Origin of the sequence: Steroidobacter agaridevorans, assembly GCF_009932555.1 — a bacterium.
GTDB lineage: Bacteria > Pseudomonadota > Gammaproteobacteria > Steroidobacterales > Steroidobacteraceae > Steroidobacter > Steroidobacter agaridevorans.
In genome coordinates this window covers 933127-954247 of sequence record NZ_BLJO01000001.1, presented here as the reverse complement: position 1 = coordinate 954247, position 21121 = coordinate 933127, and the positions used below count along the sequence as shown (strand labels likewise).

Annotated in this window: 25 protein-coding genes; 13 read left to right on the top strand and 12 right to left on the bottom strand. The window is 62.4% G+C overall.

Features of this window, described 5'->3' with window-relative positions:
• Nucleotides 1-3 precede the first annotated feature (3 nt).
• Genes cyoC through GYH35_RS04175 form a run of 5 tightly spaced genes read left to right on the top strand, consistent with a single transcriptional unit; the run spans nucleotide 4 to nucleotide 3595 of the window.
• A complete protein-coding gene (cyoC, locus tag GYH35_RS04195) occupies nucleotides 4-636 on the top strand; it encodes a cytochrome o ubiquinol oxidase subunit III (RefSeq protein ID WP_161814449.1) in 633 nt (210 codons plus the stop codon).
• Complete coding sequence (cyoD, locus tag GYH35_RS04190) at nucleotides 633-1007, top strand: cytochrome o ubiquinol oxidase subunit IV (RefSeq protein ID WP_161814448.1); 375 nt, start codon at nucleotides 633-635, stop codon at nucleotides 1005-1007. Before cyoC ends, cyoD begins: the two co-directional genes overlap by 4 nt.
• Complete coding sequence (locus tag GYH35_RS04185) at nucleotides 944-1768, top strand: SURF1 family protein (RefSeq protein ID WP_161814447.1); 825 nt, start codon at nucleotides 944-946, stop codon at nucleotides 1766-1768. The genes cyoD and GYH35_RS04185 overlap by 64 nt, the downstream gene beginning before the upstream one ends.
• Nucleotides 1765-3060, top strand: a complete 1296-nt coding sequence (locus GYH35_RS04180) for an ATP-binding protein (RefSeq protein WP_235936693.1) — start codon at nucleotides 1765-1767, stop codon at nucleotides 3058-3060. The genes GYH35_RS04185 and GYH35_RS04180 overlap by 4 nt, the downstream gene beginning before the upstream one ends.
• Nucleotides 3053-3595 (top strand): response regulator transcription factor, encoded by a 543-nt coding sequence (locus GYH35_RS04175; RefSeq protein WP_161827723.1) that lies wholly within the window; start codon nucleotides 3053-3055, stop codon nucleotides 3593-3595. Before GYH35_RS04180 ends, GYH35_RS04175 begins: the two co-directional genes overlap by 8 nt.
• Nucleotides 3596-3657: 62 nt before the next feature.
• Here the strand turns inward: GYH35_RS04175 and GYH35_RS04170 are convergent, their stop codons facing one another.
• Both GYH35_RS04170 and GYH35_RS04165 read right to left on the bottom strand, forming a co-directional pair.
• Nucleotides 3658-4077, bottom strand: coding sequence for a type II toxin-antitoxin system VapC family toxin (locus GYH35_RS04170; protein WP_161827722.1), 420 nt, complete (start codon nucleotides 4075-4077; stop codon nucleotides 3658-3660).
• Entirely contained in the window at nucleotides 4074-4328 is a 255-nt protein-coding gene (locus GYH35_RS04165; RefSeq protein WP_161827721.1) for a type II toxin-antitoxin system Phd/YefM family antitoxin, read from the bottom strand. Before GYH35_RS04165 ends, GYH35_RS04170 begins: the two co-directional genes overlap by 4 nt.
• Nucleotides 4329-4675: 347 nt before the next feature.
• Here GYH35_RS04165 and GYH35_RS04160 point away from each other — a divergent pair, with 347 nt between their 5' ends.
• Both GYH35_RS04160 and GYH35_RS04155 read left to right on the top strand, forming a co-directional pair.
• On the top strand, nucleotides 4676-5131 hold the full coding sequence (locus tag GYH35_RS04160) for an immunity protein Imm33 domain-containing protein (RefSeq protein WP_161827720.1): 456 nt from the start codon (nucleotides 4676-4678) through the stop codon (nucleotides 5129-5131).
• Between the two features lie 149 nt (nucleotides 5132-5280).
• Nucleotides 5281-6954, top strand: coding sequence for a dipeptidyl-peptidase 3 family protein (locus GYH35_RS04155; RefSeq protein WP_161827719.1), 1674 nt, complete (start codon nucleotides 5281-5283; stop codon nucleotides 6952-6954).
• Here GYH35_RS04155 and GYH35_RS04150 read toward each other — a convergent pair whose 3' ends face one another.
• The 4 genes from GYH35_RS04150 to GYH35_RS04135 all read right to left on the bottom strand — a co-directional run bounded on the left by GYH35_RS04150 (nucleotide 6955) and on the right by GYH35_RS04135 (nucleotide 10569).
• Nucleotides 6955-8172, bottom strand: coding sequence for a cytochrome b (locus GYH35_RS04150; protein WP_407700191.1), 1218 nt, complete (start codon nucleotides 8170-8172; stop codon nucleotides 6955-6957).
• Nucleotides 8173-8224: 52 nt separating this feature from the next.
• Nucleotides 8225-8863: a glutathione S-transferase family protein gene (locus GYH35_RS04145; RefSeq protein WP_161827717.1), complete on the bottom strand. Its 639-nt coding sequence runs from the start codon at nucleotides 8861-8863 to the stop codon at nucleotides 8225-8227.
• Between the two features lie 8 nt (nucleotides 8864-8871).
• On the bottom strand, nucleotides 8872-9627 hold the full coding sequence (locus tag GYH35_RS04140; protein WP_161827716.1) for an SDR family oxidoreductase: 756 nt from the start codon (nucleotides 9625-9627) through the stop codon (nucleotides 8872-8874).
• Between the two features lie 177 nt (nucleotides 9628-9804).
• Nucleotides 9805-10569: an SDR family oxidoreductase gene (locus GYH35_RS04135; protein ID WP_161827715.1), complete on the bottom strand. Its 765-nt coding sequence runs from the start codon at nucleotides 10567-10569 to the stop codon at nucleotides 9805-9807.
• A gap of 194 nt (nucleotides 10570-10763) precedes the next feature.
• Here GYH35_RS04135 and GYH35_RS04130 point away from each other — a divergent pair, with 194 nt between their 5' ends.
• Genes GYH35_RS04130 through GYH35_RS04120 form a run of 3 tightly spaced genes read left to right on the top strand, consistent with a single transcriptional unit; the run spans nucleotide 10764 to nucleotide 13007 of the window.
• Nucleotides 10764-11651 (top strand): alpha/beta fold hydrolase, encoded by an 888-nt coding sequence (locus tag GYH35_RS04130; protein ID WP_161827714.1) that lies wholly within the window; start codon nucleotides 10764-10766, stop codon nucleotides 11649-11651.
• 13 nt (nucleotides 11652-11664) lie between these two features.
• On the top strand, nucleotides 11665-12258 hold the full coding sequence (locus GYH35_RS04125) for a helix-turn-helix domain-containing protein (protein ID WP_202624071.1): 594 nt from the start codon (nucleotides 11665-11667) through the stop codon (nucleotides 12256-12258).
• Nucleotides 12255-13007 (top strand): SDR family NAD(P)-dependent oxidoreductase, encoded by a 753-nt coding sequence (locus GYH35_RS04120; RefSeq protein WP_161827713.1) that lies wholly within the window; start codon nucleotides 12255-12257, stop codon nucleotides 13005-13007. Before GYH35_RS04125 ends, GYH35_RS04120 begins: the two co-directional genes overlap by 4 nt.
• Before the next feature lie 44 nt (nucleotides 13008-13051).
• On the opposite strand, the gene GYH35_RS04115 is transcribed toward GYH35_RS04120, so the two are convergent.
• Together GYH35_RS04115 and GYH35_RS04110 are read right to left on the bottom strand one after the other, a co-directional pair.
• Nucleotides 13052-13465 carry a cupin domain-containing protein gene (locus GYH35_RS04115; RefSeq protein ID WP_161827712.1) on the bottom strand — a complete coding sequence of 138 codons (414 nt, stop codon included), beginning with the start codon at nucleotides 13463-13465 and terminating at the stop codon, nucleotides 13052-13054.
• A gap of 26 nt (nucleotides 13466-13491) precedes the next feature.
• Nucleotides 13492-13839 (bottom strand): hypothetical protein, encoded by a 348-nt coding sequence (locus GYH35_RS04110; protein WP_161814434.1) that lies wholly within the window; start codon nucleotides 13837-13839, stop codon nucleotides 13492-13494.
• A gap of 191 nt (nucleotides 13840-14030) precedes the next feature.
• On the opposite strand from GYH35_RS04110, the gene GYH35_RS04105 reads away from it, so the two are divergent.
• Nucleotides 14031-14702 (top strand): HD domain-containing protein, encoded by a 672-nt coding sequence (locus GYH35_RS04105; RefSeq protein ID WP_161814433.1) that lies wholly within the window; start codon nucleotides 14031-14033, stop codon nucleotides 14700-14702.
• Nucleotides 14703-15475: 773 nt separating this feature from the next.
• Here the strand turns inward: GYH35_RS04105 and GYH35_RS04100 are convergent.
• Both GYH35_RS04100 and GYH35_RS04095 read right to left on the bottom strand, forming a co-directional pair.
• Nucleotides 15476-16324, bottom strand: a complete 849-nt coding sequence (locus GYH35_RS04100; protein ID WP_161827711.1) for a hypothetical protein — start codon at nucleotides 16322-16324, stop codon at nucleotides 15476-15478.
• A 9-nt stretch (nucleotides 16325-16333) separates the two neighbouring features.
• A complete protein-coding gene (locus GYH35_RS04095) occupies nucleotides 16334-16516 on the bottom strand; it encodes a hypothetical protein (RefSeq protein WP_161814431.1) in 183 nt (60 codons plus the stop codon).
• Between the two features lie 271 nt (nucleotides 16517-16787).
• Here GYH35_RS04095 and GYH35_RS04090 point away from each other — a divergent pair, with 271 nt between their 5' ends.
• The gene (locus GYH35_RS04090; protein WP_407700190.1) at nucleotides 16788-17129 is read left to right on the top strand and encodes a nuclear transport factor 2 family protein; all 342 of its coding nucleotides are present in this window, start codon (nucleotides 16788-16790) and stop codon (nucleotides 17127-17129) included.
• Here GYH35_RS04090 and GYH35_RS04085 read toward each other — a convergent pair.
• Both GYH35_RS04085 and GYH35_RS04080 read right to left on the bottom strand, forming a co-directional pair.
• Entirely contained in the window at nucleotides 17102-18289 is a 1188-nt protein-coding gene (locus tag GYH35_RS04085; RefSeq protein WP_161827709.1) for an epoxide hydrolase family protein, read from the bottom strand. The two genes, GYH35_RS04090 and GYH35_RS04085, sit on opposite strands and share 28 nt — an antisense overlap.
• A 103-nt stretch (nucleotides 18290-18392) precedes the next feature.
• Entirely contained in the window at nucleotides 18393-19337 is a 945-nt protein-coding gene (locus tag GYH35_RS04080) for a DUF808 domain-containing protein (protein WP_161827708.1), read from the bottom strand.
• 321 nt (nucleotides 19338-19658) lie between these two features.
• On the opposite strand from GYH35_RS04080, the gene GYH35_RS04075 reads away from it, so the two are divergent.
• Nucleotides 19659-21074, top strand: a complete 1416-nt coding sequence (locus GYH35_RS04075) for a pectate lyase family protein (RefSeq protein WP_161827707.1) — start codon at nucleotides 19659-19661, stop codon at nucleotides 21072-21074.
• Nucleotides 21075-21121 lie beyond the last annotated feature (47 nt).

Sequence of the window (21121 nt, the reverse complement as noted above, 5' to 3'; positions counted from 1 at the left end):
CGAATGGGACACGCACTGACCACCGAACAAGCGGCGGCTCGCACGCTGTTCTATCAAGCCGACGAGCACGATCACGAAGCCGGCGGCAGCACGCTGCTCGGTTTCTGGATCTACCTGATGAGCGACTGCCTCATCTTCGCGGTGCTGTTCGCCACTTACGGTGTGGTGGGCGGCAATTACGCGGCGGGGCCGGGGCCGAAGGATCTGTTCGACCTGTCGCTGGTCGCGCTCAACACTTCGATGCTGCTGTTGTCGTCGATGACGTATGGCTTCGCCATGCTGTCCTCGTATCGGAACAAGGTGGCGGCGACCCAGGTGTGGCTGGTCGTCACGGGATTGTTCGGCGCCGCCTTCCTGGGCATCGAGCTCTACGAGTTCGCGCACATGATTCACGAGGGCGCGACGCCTCAGCGCAGCGCTTTCTTGTCCGCATTTTTCACGCTGGTCGGCACGCACGGCTTGCACGTGACCTTCGGCATCGTGTGGCTGATCACGTTGATGGTGCAGATCGGCAAGCACGGGCTGAACAAGGCGAACGCGCGCCGGCTCGCGTGCCTGAGCCTGTTCTGGCACTTCCTGGACGTGATCTGGATCGGTGTCTTCACGTTCGTTTACCTGATGGGCATGCTGCGATGAGCGCTCACGAACATCATCACGAAGAGGGCCTGATCCACGGCGACGGCCCGCATGGCACGCTGAAGGACTATCTGACCGGCTTCATTCTGTCGGTCATTCTCACCGCGATTCCGTTCTGGCTGGTGATGGGCGACGTGGCCTGGAGCAAGCAGACCATCGCGTTCGTCATCGTGGCGTTCGCGGCCGTGCAGATGGTCGTCCACATGGTCTACTTCCTGCACATGACGCCCAAGAGCGAGGACGGCTGGACGCTGACCTCGCTGGTCTTTACGCTGATCCTCGTCGTCATCACGCTCGCCGGTTCCCTATGGGTGATGTACCACATGGACAGCAACATGATGCCCAAGCACGAAGTCAGCCAGCCGCTCTGAGCGCTCGGCCTCGTTCGGCGCGTCCGCCGCTGTCGCCGTTCCAGCTGGCGGTCGTATCGATCGCCGCGCTGGCCGGCATCGCCGTCCTGATCAGCCTGGGCGTATGGCAGGTCCATCGACTGGCCTGGAAGCGGGACTTGATCGAGCGCGTCGATCAGCGGGTCCATGCGCCGCCCGTCGCGGCGCCCGGCCGCGAGCAGTGGCCCAGCGTCAATCGAGCCAACAGCGAATATCTTCGCGTGGCCGTGCGGGGCCATTACCAAAACGATAAGGAAACGCTGGTCCAGGCGGTCACCGAGCGCGGCGGTGGATTCTGGGTGCTCACGCCGCTCGTCACGGACTCGGGCTACACAGTCCTGATCAATCGCGGCTTCGTGCCGCCTCCGCAACGGGACCCCGCCAGCCGGCCGCAAGGTCAGATCGAAGGCGAGACCACCGTCACCGGGCTGCTGCGTTTGAGCGAACCTGGAGGAGGGTACCTGCGGACCAATGAGCCGGCGAACGATCGCTGGTTTTCGCGGGACGTGGCGGCAATCGCAACCGCTCGAGGGCTGAGCGACGTCGCGCCGTATTTCATCGACGCCGAGGCGCTCGAGCCTGAAATCGCCGGCGCGCCCGTCGGCGGCCTCACCGTGATCGCATTTTCCAACAATCACCTGCAGTATGCGCTCACCTGGTTCGGGCTGGCGCTGATGTTGATCGCCGGCACGGGCCTGGTGCTCCGCCACGAGTGGCGCTTGCGCAGGCCGCAGACAACGTGAACGCCGTTCCATCGCACATCGATACCGCGAATCGAAAGAATCTGGCGCTGCTGATCCAGCTGCGCTGGATGGCGGTGCTGGGGCAGGTGGTGACGATTGCCATCGTGCACTTCGGCCTGCGGATTCCCTTGCCGCTGGCGCCGATGGCGATGGTGCTCGGCGCGTTGCTGGCGCTCAATGCGCTCAGTCATCTATGGCTGCGCCAGCATCTGCACATCAGCAGCCAGGCATTGTTCTCGGCGCTGCTGCTGGATGTCGCCGCGCTCACCGTCCAGTTGTATTTCAGCGGTGGCGCCACCAATCCATTCACGGCCCTTTATCTGTTGCAGATCGCGCTGGCAGCGGTGTTGCTGCCGGGACGGGGGGCATGGCTCATCGTCGTGGTGACGTGTGTGGCGTTCGTGGGATTGATTGGCATCAATCAGCCATTGGCGGTGCAGCCGCCGACCAGCCTGCTGAGGCTGCACATCCTGGGAATGTTTGTTTGCTTCGTGCTGGGCGCGGTGCTGCTCGTCATCTTCATCAGTCGGATGTCGCGCAATCTGCAGGAGCGAGATATCTATCTGGTCGAGTTGAAGCGGCGAGCGGCGGAAGAAGATCACATCGTGCGGATCGGCTTGCTGGCGTCGGGCGCGGCTCATGAGTTGGGCACGCCGCTGGCGTCGGTCTCGGTGATCCTCGGCGACTGGCGACGCATGCCGGAGATCTCTCAAAACCCCGAGATGCTGCAGGAACTCCTGGAGATGCAGGCCGCGATCCGTCGTTGCAAGAGCATCCTCAGCGGCATCCTGCTGTCGGCCGGCGAAGCGCGCGGCGAGGCGCCGGTCGTGACCTCACTGCATCGCTTTCTCGACGAGATCGCCCGCGATTGGTCCGACGGCCGGCCGAGCGGAACGCTGCAGTATCATGCGGGCAGCGGTGCGCTGGGCGAGGACACCAGGATCGTGTCGGATCCTGCGCTCAAGCAGGTCGTCACCAATCTGCTCGACAATGCCTTCGAGGTCTCGCCGGGCTGGGTTCGGTTGAACGCCGAGCGTCGCGGTGACATGCTGAGAATCGAAGTGCTCGATCTCGGGCCCGGCTTCACGCCCGAGATGCTGGAGAACTTCGGCAAGCCGTACAACTCGACCAAGGGCCGGCGCGGCGGCGGGCTGGGGTTGTTCCTGGTCGTCAACGTGATTCGCAAGCTCGGCGGCAGTGTGTCGGCGCACAATCGTCAGCCGGGCGGCGCCACCGTAACGGTCGAGTTGCCGCTCGCGGCCTTGGAATATCGAGAGAAAGATCGTGGCTGAGCATGGAGTCGAAAAACTGTTGCTCATCGTCGAAGACGACGAGTCGCTCGCGCGCACCCTGAAGCGTTCGTTCGAGCGGCGCGAGTATCGCGTGCTGACGGCCTCGAGCCATGACGACGTAGTCGAGTTGCTGAAGACGGAATCGCCGGGCTTCGCGGTCGTCGATCTGAAGTTGAACGGCGCGTCGGGCCTCGCGTGCGTGCAGACCCTGCATGCGCACGATGAGGATATGAACATCGTCGTGCTCACCGGTTTTGCGAGCATTGCGACCGCGGTGGAGGCGATCAAACTCGGCGCCCGTCACTATCTGGCCAAGCCGTCGAACACGGACGATATCGAGAAGGCTTTCGGCAAGACCGAGGGCGATACCGACGTGGAGCTGGGCACGCGGCCTTCGACCATCAAAACACTCGAGTGGGAGCGCATCCAACAGACGCTCGCCGACGCCGACTTCAACATTTCCGAAGCGGCCCGCCGCCTCGGCATTCACCGCCGCACGCTGGCGCGCAAACTGCTGAAGCGGCAGGTCAAGTAACTTTCGCGAGCTTGTTGAGATAGGTGCAGAACAGGATGCGTGTGCGGGCCAGGTGGCAAGCACTACTTCCAAGGATTCACTATGGATTTCCCGGACGCTTCGAAGTCCGACGCGTTGCGAGTGACCAAGGTGAGCGCATGCACTTGAGCGGTGGCTCCGATGATTGCATCCATTGCATGGATAGGGCGACCGAGGGATTCGTGGCGGGCAACCAAGCGGCCCCACTCATCAGCTACGGCTCCATCGACAGGCAAGATGCGCTGCTCGAACCGGAGAGGCAACTCTCCCTTCAGCCACTCATCAAGCTGCTTCTTGCGCTTGCTCGTCGGCAGTCTCTCAATGCCATGCCGCAATTCGGCGAAGGTGATCACGCTGAGAAAAACCGAATCTTCGTCGATCTCCGAGAGCCAGTTCACGACACCGGCATCCGGGCGGGGTTTCGTCCATTCGGAAACGACATTAGTATCGAGCAGGAAGTTCATAGATCAGTCGGGCGCATCCGATCTTTCGATCTGCGGACCTTCAAACCCGAACCGCGCAGAGGAGACGCCGCGAAGAATTCGGCGAGGTTGCCGCTGCGTTTTGTCCTTCGTTCCCATTCTTCAGCATCAACCACAACCACGGCACGGCGTCCGTTACGGGTGATAACCTGCGGGCCTTCTTTCTGAGCATGTTCGATGACTTCGCTCAGTTTGGCTTTTGCCTCTGCCACCGTCCAAAGGTCGTTGTCCACGAGGGCTCTCCGTCAATTGGTCAGGATGGTCATTATAGTCATCAGCGGATGGTTGGCAAGCCAGTCGATCCTCCCACACTCGATATCCAAGCGACGCTGCCATCGCAAGGTTGAGTGCGAAGAAGCGCTGCACGCTGTTCCTTCAGTCTCGGTGGGGTCCGCGTGCGGTGACCAAGAGACGTCAGCTCCCTCGGGCCAGAATCGGCCATTGCGCGACGTTGTCACGAATACCAGCCTCTCGTGTGCGCGCATTCGCCGACTGCTAACATCATTCGAAATGCAAGAGAGTGAATCGATGCTCGACCGTGCCATGCAAGCTTTTTTGTCGGACCGCCCAGTGGCGGTCGGTGAAACGGTACAGGCTGGATGGCTCGTATTTCGAGTTGCGGACCTCGGACCCGCCCGTCAAACTTGAAAGCCTCGATTTTGTGCGCATGGCGTCCTTCACTAGGGACCTCAGTCGAGCCGAAGCCATCTATCGTGATCAGCAAGCGATGCTCAGGCGTCATGGCGTCGAAGAGGAACTGTGCACTGTCATGCACTCAGCTATTGTCTCCAAGAGCTATCAGGCGGGTCATCCGAGCGCATTCCTCAAGCGCGATGCTGCGGTTGAGGGCCACAGTTCCGGTTGGTACGTCGGTATTCTCAACGATCCACTCAGTATGGATGACGAAAGTACGTTCGAACTTCGGTCTCTCTACGAGCTCTCCATTTTGGATGAGCGAATGATTCCGTTCTGGCTGATGCCTGTCGGAACCACTGCCTTCTTGGCAGACGGGACAGTTGAGTGGATAGGAACGTAGGGCTCAGGAGCGATCGGTGTGATGCCGGTAGTTCCGAAGAAGCGATTTGAACATGCGCGTGCGTATGGATCGAGCAGCCTGGAAGTGCGCTTGGTGGCGGGCGATGAGCCCTCTTGCGCTGCGGGGGCGCCGCGGGCAGATTACGCGCCATGCGTAAAACCCTGCTCGCCAGTGCGGTACTGGCTGTATGCAATCTGTGGTCTGTAGCGTCGATGGCTGAAGACTTTCCCAATCCGGAACAGCTTTCGTCGATGGCGGCGCGCTTTGCGCCGGTCGAAGTGAAGGTCGATCTGGCGAATCTGCCGGCGCAGGAAAAGGCGGCGCTGGCGAAGCTGGTCGAGGCTTCGCGTTATGTCGATGCCGTGTTCATGCGTCAGCGATCCCCCGGTAACAACGCGCTATTACTGCAGTTGCTGTCGGATCGCAGTGCCTTGGGGCGTGCGCGGGTCGACTACTTCCTGCTCAACAAAGGGCCGTGGTCGGAGCTGGACGAGGATCGGGCGTTCCTGCCGGGTGTCGGCGCCAAGCCGCAGGGCGGGAATTTCTATCCCGCCGATGCAACGCGCGAACAGATCGACAGCTGGATGCAAGGTCTGCCGCAAGAGCAGAAGGCCGAGGCCACCGGCTTCTTTACGACGATTCGTCGTGGCGCAGACGGCAAATTCGTGTCCGTGCCGTATTCGCTCGAATATCAAGGTGAGCTGATGGAGATGGCGCGTCTGCTGCGAGAGGCGGCAGCGCTCACTCAGCAGCCGACGTTGAAGGCGTTTCTGGAGAAGCGCGCCGCGGCGTTTGTTTCCAACGATTATTACGCCAGCGACGTGGCGTGGATGGAGCTGGATGCGTCGATCGAGCCCACCATCGGGCCCTATGAGGTGTACGAAGACGAGTGGTTCAACTTCAAGGCCGCCTTCGAGGCTTTCATTACTCTGACCGACGCGGCGGAGACCGACAAGCTCAAGCGCTTCAGCTCGCAGCTGCAGGACCTGGAAGATCACCTGCCCATCGACAAGAAATTCCGCAAGCCGAAGCTCGGCGGCTATTCGCCGATCCGCGTCGTCAATGTGGTGTTCTCGGCCGGTGACGCCAATCACGGCGTGCAGACCGCTGCGTTCAACTTGCCGAATGACGAGCGCGTCGTTGCGGAGAAGGGCTCGAAGCGCGTGCTGCTGAAGAACTTCCAGCAGGCCAAGTTCGACAAGGTGCTGACGCCTATCGCGGATATCGCACTGGTGCCGCAGGATCGGCAGCTGCTGTCGTTCGACGCGTTCTTCACTCACATTCTCATGCACGAGTTGATGCACGGCCTCGGGCCGCAGACCATCGAAGTGAACGGTCGCGCGACCACGGTCCGGCAGGAGCTGAAAGAATTGAATGGGCCGCTGGAGGAGGCGAAGGCCGACGTGTCCGGTCTCTGGGCGCTCCAGTACCTGATGGACAAAGGCTTCCTCGACAAGAAGCAGGAGCGGAACATGTATGTAACGTTCCTGGCCTCGACCTTCCGCACGCTGCGCTTTGGATTGAACGCCGCGCACGCGAAGGGCATGGCGCTGCAGGTGAACAACCTGCTCGATGCGGGCGCGATCCGCATCGATTCGCAGGGCCGGTTCTCACTCGACGTTCCCAAGACCAAGCGCGCCGTGACGTCGCTGACGGCACAGATCATGACCCTGCAGGCGCATGGCGACTACGCGGGCGTCAAGCGCCTGTTGGATCGCATGTCCGTCATCCGACCCGAAGTCCAGCGTGTGCTCGATCAGTTGGACCAGGTGCCTGTCGACATCGCGCCCCAATTCGTTACTGCGAGCACCCTCGCGCCGTAATCAAGGGTTGTAGCGCACCCGATCCGGCACGGGTCGGGTGCGATCCACCTTCGTATACCACGGCATCAGAATAAAGAACGCGAAGTAAACAACCGCGAACACTCGTGCAGCGTTCGTGTAGCCCGGCGTAGCCGGCTGCAAGCCGAGATAACCTAGCGCGAGGAAGCTGGCCGCAAAGGAGAACAGAAACCCTTTGAAAAGCCAGCCGCGATAGCGGATCGATTTCACTTTCGAGCGGTCGAGCCAGGGCAGGAAGAAGAACGAAACGACCGCGAGCCCCATCAGCACCACGCCGAACAGCTTGTTCGGAACGGCACGCAGAATCGCGTAGTAGGGCGTGAAGTACCACACCGGCGCAATGTGTTCCGGCGTCTGCAGCGGATTCGCCGGATCGAAGTTGGCGTGCTCCAGGAAGTAGCCACCGAAGTCCGGTGCGAAGAACAACACTGCCGCGAAGAGCATCGCAAACGCGACGATGCTGACCAGGTCCTTCACCGTGTAATAGGGGTGGAATTTCACGCCATCGACGGGATGACCGTCGCGGCCCTTGACCTTCTTGATCTCGACGCCGTCGGGATTGTTCGAGCCCACCTCGTGCAGCACCAGAATGTGAGTGACGACGAGGAACACCAGCGCCAGCGGCAACGCGATGACGTGCAGCGCGAAGAAGCGGTTCAACGTGATATCGGAGATGTAGTAGTCGCCGCGGATCCACTCGACCAACGATTCGCCGATGCCGGGAATCGCGCCGAACAGCGACACGATCACCTGCGCGCCCCAGTAGGACATGTTGCCCCAAGGCAGCAGGTAACCGAAGAAGGCCTCGGCCATGAGGCATAGATAAATAAGCATGCCGAAGATCCACACCAACTCGCGCGGATCCTTGTACGAGCCGTACAACAGGGCCCGGAACATGTGCAAATAGATGACGATGAAGAACGCCGACGCGCCGGTGGAATGCATGTAGCGGATCAGCCAGCCCCATTCCACATCCCGCATGATGTACTCGACCGACGAGAACGCCTCGGCGGCCGAGGGCTTGTAGTTCATCGTCAGGAAGATGCCCGTGACCAGCTGGAGTATCAGCACCACGGACGCCAGGGCGCCGAAGTAGTACCAGAAGTTGAAGTTCTTCGGCGCGTAGTACTCGGTCGCGTGCTTCTCGATGATTTGAGTGAGAGGAATACGCGCATCGAACCAGGCGAGGAGAGCCCGCAGGCGCGAGCTCTCCTTGTTTTGCGGTTGGGCACTCATGACGTGCTTGAATTCCTCAAGCCACCAGCCGGGCGTTGGCATCGACGCTGCCTTCCTCGGCAACGATCGAGGCACGCACGCCTGGATCGGCAAGCATTCGTGCAAAGAAGCTCGCCAGATTGTCGAGCCCCTTGGCATCGATGTGCAGCTTGACCGTCCAACGCAGCATCACGAACAGATAGGGATCGGCGACGGAGCGCTGGTCGGCGATCCATTCCCGGCCTTTCATCCGTCCATTGATGCGCTCCAGGTACTCGCGAACGTTCTTGCGTGCCGTATCCGCGACCACCTTGGACTGCGACGCGTCCGGGTGATAGCGGTTCGGCGCGAAGATCGGCTTGAAGGCCGGATGCACGTCGGAGTTCAGCAGCGAGAGCCACTTCATAACTTCGGCTCGTCCGCGAGTCGTGCCGTCGCCGAACAATCCTGCATTCGGATGGCTCGCGGCGAGGTATGTCAGGATCGCGGCGTTCTGACTGAGCACGAAATCGCCGTCGACCAGCAGCGGCACCGCACCGTTCGGATTCAGCTTCAGAAACTCCGGCGACTTGGTGCCGTCGCGATCCAGCTTGACGGTCTCATACGGCGCGCCCAGCCACTCGAGAACGACATGCGTGGCCAGCGAGCACGCACCCGGAAAGTAATAGAGTTTCATGACAGTCCTCACTTCGCAGCTTGCGACTCTTTCAGCCAGATTTCGAAGCGCTTCGACCCGCTGCGCGCCCCCGGACCGGTGACCAGCGACTGGTCGTCGATCTCGGCGCCGAAGTAGGGCACGTGGGTATCCCGGATGATCTCGCGTGTATCGCCCTTCGCTCGCAGCACGCGCTCGACCAGCTCATCCATGCGGAAACGTTCCGGGCCGCCGACTTCGACGACGCCGTTGACCGGCGCGCCGAGCGTCAATTCGGCGAGCGTTGCAACCACGTCGTCGGAGACGATCGGTTGGAACATCGCGGTCGAGACGCGAACGCTCTTGCCGTCGGGGCTCGCCTCTGGAATGCGGCCGATGAACTCGAAGAACTGGGTCGAGTGCAGGATCGTGTACGGGACCGGCGATTTCTTGATGAGCTTTTCCTGCGCGACTTTGGCGCGCATGTAGCCGCTATCGGGCAACCGCTCGCTGCCGACGATGGACAGCGCGAGGTGATGCCGCACGCCGGCGCGTTCTTCCGCCGCGAGCAGGTTGGTGGTGGAAGTCTCGAAGAACTTCAGCACGGCCGCGGTCTCGAAGGACGGCGAGTTCGCCACGTCGACGACGACCTGGGCACCGGCCAGCGCCGCGGCCAGACCTTCGCCGGTGATGGTGTTGACCCCTGAATCGGGCGACGCCGCGAGCACTTCATGTCCCCTGGCGCGCAGTGTGCTCACCAGCTTGGAACCGATCAGGCCGGTGCCACCGATGACGACGATTTTCATATCTGACTCCTAACGTTGCGTTTGACTGCTTGAAGCCCGCCCTCGCGTCGTCGTGTAACTGTCCGGCGCCTTGCGGCGGATTCGCGCATGAACGGGCGGAAAATGCGCCTTCCGGAACAGCCCCTCGACGAGCTGATGGCCCGTCTTCTTCGTTGCGAGGGCGGGCGATGATCGAACCTAATTCAATGCGCGTGCGCCTCCGACGTGTTTCAGCCAGTCGTCGAAGCGTCCCACGCCGATGATCGCGCCTTCATCCGGAGTCAGGGTGTCCTCACTGAGCTTCGCGCCGAAATAGCGGGCCTGGGGATCCGCAATGACTGCACGCGAATCTCTCTTCGCCTGCATCACGCGGAACACGGCGTCGTCGAGACGGAAGCACTCGGGCCCTGCGAACTCGACCATTCCGTTGCGAGGCGCGGCTGTCGCAAGATCGGCGAGCGCCGCGGCAACTTCAGCCGACTCGATGGGCTGCACCAGGGCCGGGGAAACGCGCACGGCATGCTGGTCTTTTTCCGATTGCACCACCGTCGGCATGAACTCGAAGAACTGCGTCGAGCGCAGCACGGTGTGAGGAATCAACGACTCCCGCACCAGATCTTCCTGACGCATCTTGGCGCGGAAGTAGCCGCTCTCCAGCAGCCGATCGGTGCCCACGATCGACAGAACGACGTGATGCTTGACGCGCGCGGTCTCGGCGGCAGCCACCAAGTTGCGGCTCGAGGTCTCGAAGAACTTCAGAACGTAGTTGTCTTCGAAGGAAGGCGAGTTGGTGACGTCGATGACGACGTTGCAGCCGGCCATCGCCGCGGCCAGACCTTCTCCAGTAATCGTGTTGACGCCGGTGCGAGGCGAGGCAGCCAACACGTCGTGGCCCCGGTGGCGAAGGATCTCCACCAGCTTTGCGCCGACGCGGCCGCTGCCGCCGACTACCACGATTCTCATGACCCACTCCGCGTGACCGATGTGGCGACATGGTCTGCGAGCGCCGCGGGCGATTCTTGACTGGGTCAGGGGCGACTTGGACGAGAGCGGCGCAATGCCGCTTAGCGCTGTTTAACACCACTGAACTTGGGGCTGCGCCGCCGCAGTGGGACAGTTCACTCAGAGCTTGAACACCACAACACGGAGTCAGCCTGATGAACGCATCGCCGTCGTCGACGGATCAACTCACCCCTTCCTCCCCGCGCCAAGGAGCCCGAAACGTGAACCTCATTACCAGTAAAGACGGCACCCAGATCTACTACAAGGACTGGGGCCGTGGCCCGGTCGTCACCTTCTCGCACGGCTGGCCGCTCAACGCCGACGCGTGGGACGGGCAGATGCAGTTTCTGGTGCAACAGGGATTCCGAGTGATCGCCCATGACCGCCGCGGCCACGGCCGTTCGGAGCAGGCGTCCTCGAACAACGACATGAACGGTTACGCCGACGATCTGGCGGCCGTCATCGAAACGCTCGATCTGAAGAACATCACCATGGTCGGCCATTCGACCGGCGGCGGCGAAGTGGTGCGCTACCTGGGGCGCCATGGCACCAAGCGCGTTGCCAAGGTCGTGTTGATCGGCGCCGTTCCGCCCATCATGGTCAAGTCCGCCGCGAATCCCGAAGGCTTGCCGCTCGACGTGTTCGACGGTTTGCGCTCGGCCGTGTTCAAAGATCGCTCGCAGTTCTACAAGGATCTGGCTCTGCCGTTCTACGGCGCCAATCGCCCGGACGCGAAGGTGTCGCAGGGCACGCTCGATCAGTTCTGGCTGTGGAGCATGCAGGTCGGCCTGAAGAATGCGTACGAATGCATCAAGGCGTTCTCGGAGACCGACTTCACGGAGGACCTGAAGAAAATCGATGTGCCGACGCTGCTGATGCACGGCGAAGACGATCAGATCGTGCCGGTGCACGACGCGGCGAAAAAAGCCGAGAAGCTGCTCAAGAACGTCAAAGCGATCTATTACCCCGGTGCGCCGCATGGCCTCACGGCCACGCATCAGGACCAGGTGAACGCGGATCTGCTCGCGTTCCTGCGTGCTTGAACGGAGCGAAGTCATGGACACGTTTACACCCCAGCTTACACCCCAGCTGACATTTGCAGCCCGCATGCCGCCCGACGAAATGGCCGGACAGGGCGTGTGCGTGCGGCAGTTACGGTCCGTCATGACGGAGCTGTGCACAGCTCTGCGTAGCGCACTCGACGACGAGCGCGTGACCGCGGAGGACAGCTTGCGAAGAGCCGCCGAAATCCTCGAGGGATTGGGCGGCACGGAGACGGTGGCCAAAGAGCCGGTGCGCGGCGGCTTGTCGCCGTGGCAGATCCGCAAGGTGACCAGCCACGTCGACGCGAATCTGGATCGACCGATCAAGAACGAAGAGCTTGCTTCGCTGGTGCGCTTGAATGCCTCGCACTTCGGCCGGGCGTTTCGTAACAGCTTCGGCGAGCCGCCGCACGAGTATGTGATCCGGCGGCGAGTCGAGCGGGCGCAGGGCCTCATGTTGTCGACCGAAGCTTCGCTCAGCGACATCGCTCTGGACTGCGGTCTCGCGGATCAATCTCATCTGACCAGATTGTTCCGTCGCATCGTCGGAGAGAGTCCCCGAGCGTGGCGTCGAGCCCGCCTCAGCGAGCCCGGAGAAGTTCAATGATGAATGTGAAGGATCTGGTTGTGGTCGTCACCGGCGGCGGTGGCGGGATCGGACTCGCTGCCGCTCGGGCGTTCGCCAGGGAACAGGCGAACGTGCTCATCACGGGCCGGCGGGCTGCAAGGCTCGAGGAGATTGTGAGATCGGAGCCGCGCATCGAGTCGTTGACCGCGGACGTCGCGGATCCTCTGGATGCGCGTCGGACGATCGATCGTGCGATCGAGTTGTGGGGGCGCGTCGATGTGCTGGTCAACAATGCCGGCGCCGGCGCGCCATCGCCGCTCATTGAGACGACGCTCGAACACGCCCGCGACATCTATGGTGTGAATGCGATCGGGCCGACGATGCTCGCGGCGGCGGCAGCACCGCATCTGATCAGAGCTGGCGGTTCGATCGTCAATATTTCGAGCAGCCTGGCGCAGAAGGCGGTGGCGGGTTTCGGTGCCTACTGTGCGAGCAAAGCCGCGCTGGAGCAGCTGACTCGCTGCTGGGCCCTGGAGCTGGCGCCTCACGGTGTGCGAGTCAATGCGATTGCGTCGGGGCCGGTGGAATCGGATTTTCTGCGCGATCGCATGGGCCTGTCGGAGGCCACCGTCGAAGCGGTGAAGGAGCAGGAGCGAAGCATCATTCCGGTCGGTCGGCGCGGCGTGCCCGACGACGTTGCGCGTTGGATCGTCGCGCTTGCGAGCAGGGATGCCGACTGGGTGACCGGCCAGGTGTTCAGCATCGACGGCGGGTTTACGTTGGTGTGATGCGTTGGATTCGCCGGCGACCGAGTGGTCGCCGGCGACCGGACTTACTCGATGACCGTGAGAATCGGCGCGTTCTGCTTCTTCAGCAGCACGACGATGAACTTCGCCGTCTCGGTCTGGCTCGCGTTGCGGCCGACGGTGTGCACATCGTTCGGACCTTCGTAGAACGTTTGTCCGGGCTTCAAGGTGACTTCCTTGCCGCCCTTGACCTGCATGACGATGGTCCCTTCGAGCACATAGACCATCGCGTGCGCGTCGTGTCGATGCACCGGATCGACCGAACCTGGCGGATACTCGACCGTGATCATCTCCAGTTCCTTGCCCGCGAGCTCGGGCACGGGCTTGGTCATCAGCTGGGTGACGATGGCGTGATTCGCGTCTTCCGATGCGTACACATTGGGCGCCGCGGCTGCGCAGGCGACGACGATGGCCGGGGCCAGTTTCTTCAGAACAGACATAGCAAAGTCCTCGGTTGGGGAACAGATCACTCGGAAATCCACGGATCGCGCCAGCTGAGCTCGACGATCGTTGTTTCGGCAGCGATGTCGGGCTGCTCGTAGTTCGAGCCGAGCAGCTGCAGCTGCACTTCGCAACGGGTCAGCACGCACAGCTCGTCGGCCCACTGATGACCTTTCGCAAACCAGACGGGCAGGGCGTCGTCGCCGTCGGACGTCGGCTCCAGCGTGATGTACACGGCAATGAGCGAGCCGCGTTCGTGAACCGCCCAGAGATGACGAACCGAATCGTTCGCGGCGTACCACTTGGTGAGACAGTCAGTCACGGCTGCGACTTCCTGGGCGTCGGTCGAGAGGCGATTGATGGCGAGATCCATGATGCTTCCAGCAAGGGCGCATTGATGCGCTGGTGAGTGTTCAACGGATCGGACGGCGATGCTTGATGAATCTGCTCTTCAGTTGAATGGAACCGGCCCGCGCAGGTCTATTCCAAGGTCGGCGCGGTTCTCCAAGCTTTATTGCCTGCGCAGGAGCAGGATCGTGGCTCTAGAAGATTTGGGAGAGCGCGATGAACTCGATCGATAAAACGTTGTATCCGACGGTGCCGACGCGCCTGCTCGCCGGCGTCATCGTGCCCGATACCCGTATCGTGACCAGCGCAATTGAATTTGCGCGCGAGCATTGCGAGCCGTACCTGTTCAATCACTCGATGCGATCGTGGCTGTTCTCCGCGGCGCTCGCGCAGCTGAAGAACGCTTCGCACGATCCGGAGGTTTTAGCGGTTTCGACGCTGCTGCACGATATCGGTTTGGTGCAGGAGTTCAGTGGGCCGCTGCGATTCGAAGTGGAAGGCGCGAATGCGGCTCGCGAGTTCGCTCGCACGCTTGGGATGGAGGATCGGCAGGCGCAGTTGATCTGGGACGGCGTCGCGCTGAACTCGACGCCGTCGATCGGGTTGCACAAGGAGCCCGAGGTGGCGCTGTGCACGGCGGGCATCGGGTTGGATTGGGGCGGGTTTGGCTATGAGATGTTGGCGCCGGCACTCATCGGTTCCATCGTCGATGCGTATCCGAGGCTCGATATGAAGCAGGCGTTTACGCATGCGGTGTGCCGGATTGTCGAGGCGCGGCCGGACACGACGTACGATAATTTCGCGCGAGACTTCGGTGAGCGACTCGTGCCGGGGTATAAGAGGCCGTCCGCTGTCGATTTGCTGATGGACGCGCCGTTTAAAGAGTAAGAATGCGCGTTTGCGGTTTCGCGCCGCTCCCGACGCCGCCGAGATGTCACAGCGGAGTCGGACGGGCGACTTACGGTCGCGGCTATCGCGCTCTGCGAGCGCTCACGTTTCTTGCTGTCGCTCGAAACTGGACGAGTCGTCTTCGCGACGACTCGCGACGGAGAGCTGTCCGATCGAACTGCGCGTAAGGTCACTCGCTTGCAACAGAGATCTGTACGATCGAACTGCGGTAGGGTCTCTGCTCGCAATAGAGATCTGTACGACCGAACTGCGGTGCCGTCACCCGGCGGCCGCGCCGAGCGCGGCCGCAACTGCCGTTACGACATTGAGCAACGCCAAACTCACAACCGAGGGTTGGTGGGTTGGAGAAGAGTCACGCGCGAATGCGCCTGTGACGTATCGGCGGCGTCGGGAATGTCCTAGGTCTTCCCGGCAGCTTCGAACAAGAGGGACCTTGTCGGAGCAGTGCGCCCAGGGACGGGACCCAAGGAATCCGCGCGACAGCGCGAGTGACGGGGAGCACGGTGCCGGGAAGACCTAGGACGTTCCCGGCGACGCAGCCCACAACGCCTCCGACAGCAACGCGGAGATAACCCACCGCCGGGCGACGCAGCCCACAACGCCTCCGACAGCAACGCGGAGATAACCCACCGCCGGGCGATGCAGCCCACCAACGCCTCCGACAGCAACGCTGAGATAACCCACCGCCGGGCGACGCAGCCCACCAACGTCTCCGACAGAAGCGCCGAGTTAGACCACCGCTGACGTCGAGGTCAAAGCCTGCCCCCAAGCCACAGCGCCACGTTCCGAACGTAATTGTGAACCGACGCCATCGCCGGCGAACTCGGGAATTCATAGACCGGCGTTTCGCTGACGAAGTCCGGGCTGCCGCGACGGGGATCCCAGTTGTAGTCGGCGAAGTGGTGGAAGGTGGATTCCGCAATCGCCGGTCCTTCGCTTTCCGTTCGCTCGAACGCGATAGAAATATTGAAACGCTGCCCGCTCGCGAGACTTTGGCCCGTGGCGATCACCCTCGCATGCGGCGCCGACGCCGGAGCGACGACCGCGCCTTCGTGGGGGTGAGCAGGCAGGAACGTTACTTCGCGCATGACAGGATGCACCGGCAGCACCGCCTCCACTCGCTGAGCCGCGCCATTCGCACCCGAATGAAAGTTCGGCCACCCAATCTGTGGCGTGCCTTTGTCGTCCGGCGGGGGAATCGTAGGCCCCGCGTTGTGCGTGTGGAAAACATGGGCGGCGCCGATCACGCCGAGGTCGCAGATCGAACAGCCCAGGTCCATGTGATCTCGCGTGATCATGATCCCGCCGCCGCGGGCGCGGAAGCGAAGGATGCCGGCGCGGTCCTCGTCGTTGAGGCCGTTGCCCACATCGACGGCGAACAGCCAAAGCTCGTCGTAGTTGGAACGATCGAGCGAAGACAGCACCGAATCCGACGCGCCGACCGGGTCTCGATCTCTCGCCGTGACCCGAAACAGGGGCGCGCCGTCGGGCGTGGTCAGCGAAGCGAGATAATCACGCAGCATCGAAAAGCGGCCGATGTGCCAGTCGTTTTCGGTGGGCTCGATGGTCGTTTGCAGCAGGATGTTGATGGGCTGGGTCATGGGGCGATCCTATTCCTGCGGAGTTTGTTTCCACACAGCGCAGTAATCGTAGCAGGCGTGCAGCTGCTTGATGACGGTCAGAATCTGCTCCGCTTCGAGCACCACGGTGCCCGACGATTGTTCGATGACCGCGCGTCCCTCGGCGGTGGTGTAGACCCGGATGTCTTGCAGGCCGTCAGTATTGGCGCTCATGCCGCACCTCCCGTGATCGCTCGGCTGTGAGCCGTGATGATTTCTCAGGAGGCCGCGGCCCGTCTTGGACGGGATTGACGGCTCGTCGGCGAATTGTGCTAATAGCGCGCATCTCGCCCTGGGAGCCGACATGGACTCATCACGAATCCGCACAGCGCTTGCAATTCTGGTCCTCGCGCTGACGGCCGCTTGCACTCCGCGAGACCAGCAAAGCACCTCGGCCGTCGATCCGGAAGCCGAGAAACAGGCGATCCTTGCAGTCATCAACCGCATGGAGCTGGCCTGGAATCGCGGCGACTTCCGCGGTTACATGGAGGGTTTCGCCAACCCCGACGTGATCTTCGTCTCCCGTGGCGAGTTCCAGAAGGACTGGCAGGGCACGCTCGATCATTACATCCGGGACTACGGCGCCTCGGAAGAAACGCGTGGCAAGCTGCACTTCTTCGACATCAAAATCGAGCTGCTCGCGCCCGATGCCGCCCAGCTCATCAGCCGCTATCAACTCGACCGCCCCAAGGGCGCGCAAGACGGCATCAACACGCGCCTGATGCGCAAACGCGATGGCAAGTGGGTGATCGCACTCAATCATGTGTCATCGCGCGAGTTGCCTTGACTGCGCAGCGGTCTGAAGAACTTTCGAATGTCCTCGGCAAGCAGCTCCGGCTGCTCCCACGCCGCGAAGTGGCCGCCGCGAGGCAGGGTCGACCAGTGCACGACGTTGAATGCGCGTTCGGCCCAACTGCGCGGTGGCATGGGTAGCTCGCGAGGAAGATGGACGATGCCACAGGGCGGCGTGATTTTTTGCCCGGCCGCGAGATGAAACGGATGCTCGCGCGACTCGCTGTAGAAGCGCATAGCGGAGTGCGCTGTGCCGGTGAGCCAGTAGAGCATGATATCGGTGATCATCTCGTCCTTGGTGAGCGCCTCATCGGGCAACAGTTGATTGTCGCTCCAACTGCGAAACTTCTCGACAAACCACGCTGCGAGGCCCGCGGGTGAGTCGGTGAGCGCATAGCTCAACGTGAGTGGCTTCGTTCCCTGAATGGCGATGTATGCGCCCTCGGTGTCCATCCATCTTGCAACTCGCGCCAGGTAGTCCTCTTCGGCGGCGCTCAGCGGCGGATCGCTTGAGCTGAGCGCGGGGCGGAATCGTGTCGAGAGATAGTTGAGATGCAAGCCGACGATCCGCTGCGGATGGCGGAGTGCGGTGGCGGCGCTGATCCATGAGCCCCAATCGCCGCCTTGCACGCCGAAGCGCGGATAGTTCAACCCAGTCATCAGCTTCGCCCACAGATCGGCGACGACGAAAACGTTTGTTCCACGGCTCGCAGGCCGGCTCGAAAAACCATAGCCCGGGATGGAGGGCGCGATGACAGTGAACGCATCGGCGGGATCGCCACCGTGCGCTGCCGGGTCCGTGAGCAGCGGGATGATCTTCAGCATCTCGACGACGCTGCCCGGCCAGCCGTGCGTCAGCACCAGCGGAATGGGCGAGGGGCCGTTGCCGACCTGGTGGATGAAATGAGTACGATGCTCGTCGATCTGCGCGACGAATTGCGGAAACGAATTCAGGCGCGCTTCGTGCGTCCGCCAGTCATATTTATTCAGCCAGTAGTCGATGAAGCGCTGCATGTACGCCACGGGCGGGCCGTAGCGCCACGGCTCGGCGGCGACTTCATCGGGCCAGAGTGTGCGACGGAGTCGCTGTTGCAGATCGTCCAGCGCCTCGGGTGGCGCCTCGAAGCGGAAGTTCTCGATCGCGAAATCGGCCATGGATCCTCCTGTCGCGCGCCGAGTCTACAAGCGCGGCGACCGAGGCAAATCCAATTAAGAAGGCCGGCGATCTATGAGGCGAAGTTATATCGGCCGGACCCGCTCAATGCTTGCGTCCGGGCAGGAAGTGCACGATTGCGACGATCACGCCGCCGATGATGAGTCCCACGACGGCTGAACTCGCTGCAAACGTCAGCCAGGCGGCCACGGCCCCGAGCACCGATGCGTGATGGGCCATCTCCGAGAGCGTGTGGATGAGATGAGGCACGGTCTCCAGGTGAAAGTGCTCGAGCCCGTGCACGATGATGCCGCCGCCGACCCACAGCATCGCGGCCGTGCCGACGACGCTGAGGGTTTGCATGACATGAGGCATCGACTTCACCAGCGCTCGTCCCGTGCCACGCGCCACGGTCGATGCGCGTGCGGCCAGATGCACGCCGATATCATCCATTTTGACGATCAAGCCGACCACGCCATAGACGGCGGCGGTGAGCGCGAGGCTCACGAGGACGAGTGCGCCGGCTTGGATGCCGAAGGGACGATCCGCGACGGTGGCGAGGGCAATCGCCATGATTTCGCCCGATAGAATGAAATCGGTGCGAATCGCTCCAGCGACTTTCTGAGCTTCGATCTCTGCCGAGCTCTGCGCAAGCTCTTCGACATGAGGAGTGCTGTCCTCGTGGCTCGCGGTCTTCGTGACGGCCTCGATGATCTTCTCGGTCGCTTCGAAACACAGATAGGCGCCGCCGACCATCAGAATCGGCGTCACCGCCCAGGGCGCGAACGCGCTCAGCAGCAGTGCGCCCGGCAGCAGGAAGAAAAACTTGTTGCGTAACGAGCCGAGCGCGATCTTCCAGACGATCGGCAGCTCGCGCTCGGGCGTAAAGCCCATCGCGTAGCCGGGCGTGACGGCGGCGTCGTCGACGACGACTCCCACCGCCTTGGAGCCGGCTTTGCCGGCTGCCGCGGTCACGTCGTCAAGGGACGCGGCCGCCAGCTTGGCGATCGCCGCAACGTCATCCAGTAGTGCTGCAAGTCCTGAAGCCATCCCGCTAGGTTGGCGTGCGCGCGCGCACAAGGCAAGGAAATTGAGGGTTGCGCAGACTGAAAAGACGGACAAACGCGGAGCGGAGCCCTGTCTACATCTGGGAACAGGTGGACCTGGCCCGGACAGAACTACAAACTGCCTCTGTGTGCGGGTAGAGCGACTACGTGCCGACAGGCCATCTGTCCCCTCGTTCAGGGGTTCTCCGATGTGATCGCATCAGGCGGACTAGTAACGTTTCGCCATCGCCCCGGCCCCTCTGGCCGGCCCGAGCCGGTGCATCCGGCCTCGCAGGATAGAGGCCCACTACGAGGACCCCATTTGATGACCGAATCATCGTCGCAGACTTTTTCGAATCGTCTCACGGCCCGCGCTGTTCGACTGGGCCTGATCGCCTCGGCTGTTGTTGCGTCGGGCGCCGCATCGTTCGCGGCGGACGCCGCCGTTTCCGTGATCCCGAATGTGAAGACCAACGGCATCACGACGCCCGCGGGCCGCGGCGGCGCCGTTCATCGCGTGACCAATCTCAACGCGGACGGAGCAGGCTCGCTCAAGGCCTGCGTCGATGCCAGCGGTCCGCGCGTGTGCGTATTCGAAGTCTCCGGCACCATTCGGCTGACCGGCGATCTCGTGCTGCGCAATCCAAAGATCACGATCGCGGGTCAGACCGCTCCCTCTCCGGGCATCATGCTCCGAGGCGGCGGCCTGAATGTGCGGACCTCGGACGTGCTGGTCCAGCACCTGCACGTGCGCCCCGGCGACGATGCCGGCGGCGAGCCTGCGATCAACCGCGATGGCTTGAAAATCTCCGGTCCGCCCGAGGCTGCGATCAAGAACATCGTCATCGATCATTGCTCCTTCAGCTGGTCGATCGACGAGCTGGCGAGCGCGTGGGCGAGCTGGGACAACGTCAGCATCACCAACAGCATTTTCGCCGAGCCGCTGCACGAGTCGCTGCATCCCGAGGGCGCGCACGGCTACGGCGTGATCTTCGGACCGGTCGCCGGGCATATCACGTTCGCGAACAATCTGATCAGCGGCGCGAAGTCGCGCAATCCGCTCAGCAACTCGACCAACACCACGATCGTCAACAACGTGATCTACAACTGGACGAACAAGGGCATCGAGCTGCAGAGCCATGGCGCCAAGACGAACAATTCGATCGTCGGCAACGTGCTCATCCGGGGGCCGCTGACGACCAGCTCGGAACAGCCGATCCTGGTGCGCGCCGACTCGACCAAGCCGCCGTCCGGCAGCAAGGTGTTCGTCGTCGACAACGCCGCCGAGGGATCGACGTCGGATCCGTGGGCGCTGGTCGGCACGTCTTTCGGCTCCATGAGCCTGTCCGGCTACAAGGCTTCGGCGCCGGTCGCCTGGCCGGCGGGTTTCACGACCAAGCCGACGGGAGACGATGTGACTCTGAACTACGTGCTCAAGTACGCGGGTGCGCGGCCGGCCGATCGCGATCCGATCGACACGCGAGTCGTGCAGAACGTGCGTAGCCGTACCGGTGAGTCTATCAACTGCGTCGCGCCGAACGGCACCGCGCGTTGTAACAAAAACGCCGGCGGCTGGCCGGCGATGGCTGAGAACGCTCGCGCGCTGACGTTGCCGGCGGATCCGAACACGGTGACCGCGAGCGGTTACACCAATCTCGAGCTGTGGCTGCACGGCATGGCTGCCGAAGTTGAAGGCCGCTCGCGCAAGACGCCGGCATCGCCGGTGCTCGCCAACAAATAAGTTTTCACATCCTGAGTTGTGAATTCGCCGTCTGCGCCTGGTGCGCA

What these genes read in the sequence shown, in the direction of transcription:
- cyoC (WP_161814449.1), top strand. Translation starts at nt 4, where the DNA reads ATGGGACACGCACTGACCACCGAACAAGCGGCGGCTCGCACGCTGTTC.
- cyoD (WP_161814448.1), top strand. Translation starts at nt 633, where the DNA reads ATGAGCGCTCACGAACATCATCACGAAGAGGGCCTGATCCACGGCGAC.
- GYH35_RS04185 (WP_161814447.1), top strand. Translation starts at nt 944, where the DNA reads ATGGGTGATGTACCACATGGACAGCAACATGATGCCCAAGCACGAAGT.
- GYH35_RS04170 (WP_161827722.1), bottom strand. Translation starts at nt 4,077, where the DNA reads ATGAACTTCCTGCTCGATACTAATGTCGTTTCCGAATGGACGAAACCC.
- GYH35_RS04155 (WP_161827719.1), top strand. Translation starts at nt 5,281, where the DNA reads ATGCGTAAAACCCTGCTCGCCAGTGCGGTACTGGCTGTATGCAATCTG.
- GYH35_RS04145 (WP_161827717.1), bottom strand. Translation starts at nt 8,863, where the DNA reads ATGAAACTCTATTACTTTCCGGGTGCGTGCTCGCTGGCCACGCATGTC.
- GYH35_RS04140 (WP_161827716.1), bottom strand. Translation starts at nt 9,627, where the DNA reads ATGAAAATCGTCGTCATCGGTGGCACCGGCCTGATCGGTTCCAAGCTG.
- GYH35_RS04135 (WP_161827715.1), bottom strand. Translation starts at nt 10,569, where the DNA reads ATGAGAATCGTGGTAGTCGGCGGCAGCGGCCGCGTCGGCGCAAAGCTG.
- GYH35_RS04130 (WP_161827714.1), top strand. Translation starts at nt 10,764, where the DNA reads ATGAACGCATCGCCGTCGTCGACGGATCAACTCACCCCTTCCTCCCCG.
- GYH35_RS04125 (WP_202624071.1), top strand. Translation starts at nt 11,665, where the DNA reads ATGGACACGTTTACACCCCAGCTTACACCCCAGCTGACATTTGCAGCC.
- GYH35_RS04120 (WP_161827713.1), top strand. Translation starts at nt 12,255, where the DNA reads ATGATGAATGTGAAGGATCTGGTTGTGGTCGTCACCGGCGGCGGTGGC.
- GYH35_RS04115 (WP_161827712.1), bottom strand. Translation starts at nt 13,465, where the DNA reads ATGTCTGTTCTGAAGAAACTGGCCCCGGCCATCGTCGTCGCCTGCGCA.
- GYH35_RS04110 (WP_161814434.1), bottom strand. Translation starts at nt 13,839, where the DNA reads ATGGATCTCGCCATCAATCGCCTCTCGACCGACGCCCAGGAAGTCGCA.
- GYH35_RS04105 (WP_161814433.1), top strand. Translation starts at nt 14,031, where the DNA reads ATGAACTCGATCGATAAAACGTTGTATCCGACGGTGCCGACGCGCCTG.
- GYH35_RS04100 (WP_161827711.1), bottom strand. Translation starts at nt 16,324, where the DNA reads ATGACCCAGCCCATCAACATCCTGCTGCAAACGACCATCGAGCCCACC.
- GYH35_RS04095 (WP_161814431.1), bottom strand. Translation starts at nt 16,516, where the DNA reads ATGAGCGCCAATACTGACGGCCTGCAAGACATCCGGGTCTACACCACC.
- GYH35_RS04090 (WP_407700190.1), top strand. Translation starts at nt 16,788, where the DNA reads ATGGAGCTGGCCTGGAATCGCGGCGACTTCCGCGGTTACATGGAGGGT.
- GYH35_RS04085 (WP_161827709.1), bottom strand. Translation starts at nt 18,289, where the DNA reads ATGGCCGATTTCGCGATCGAGAACTTCCGCTTCGAGGCGCCACCCGAG.
- GYH35_RS04080 (WP_161827708.1), bottom strand. Translation starts at nt 19,337, where the DNA reads ATGGCTTCAGGACTTGCAGCACTACTGGATGACGTTGCGGCGATCGCC.
- GYH35_RS04075 (WP_161827707.1), top strand. Translation starts at nt 19,659, where the DNA reads ATGACCGAATCATCGTCGCAGACTTTTTCGAATCGTCTCACGGCCCGC.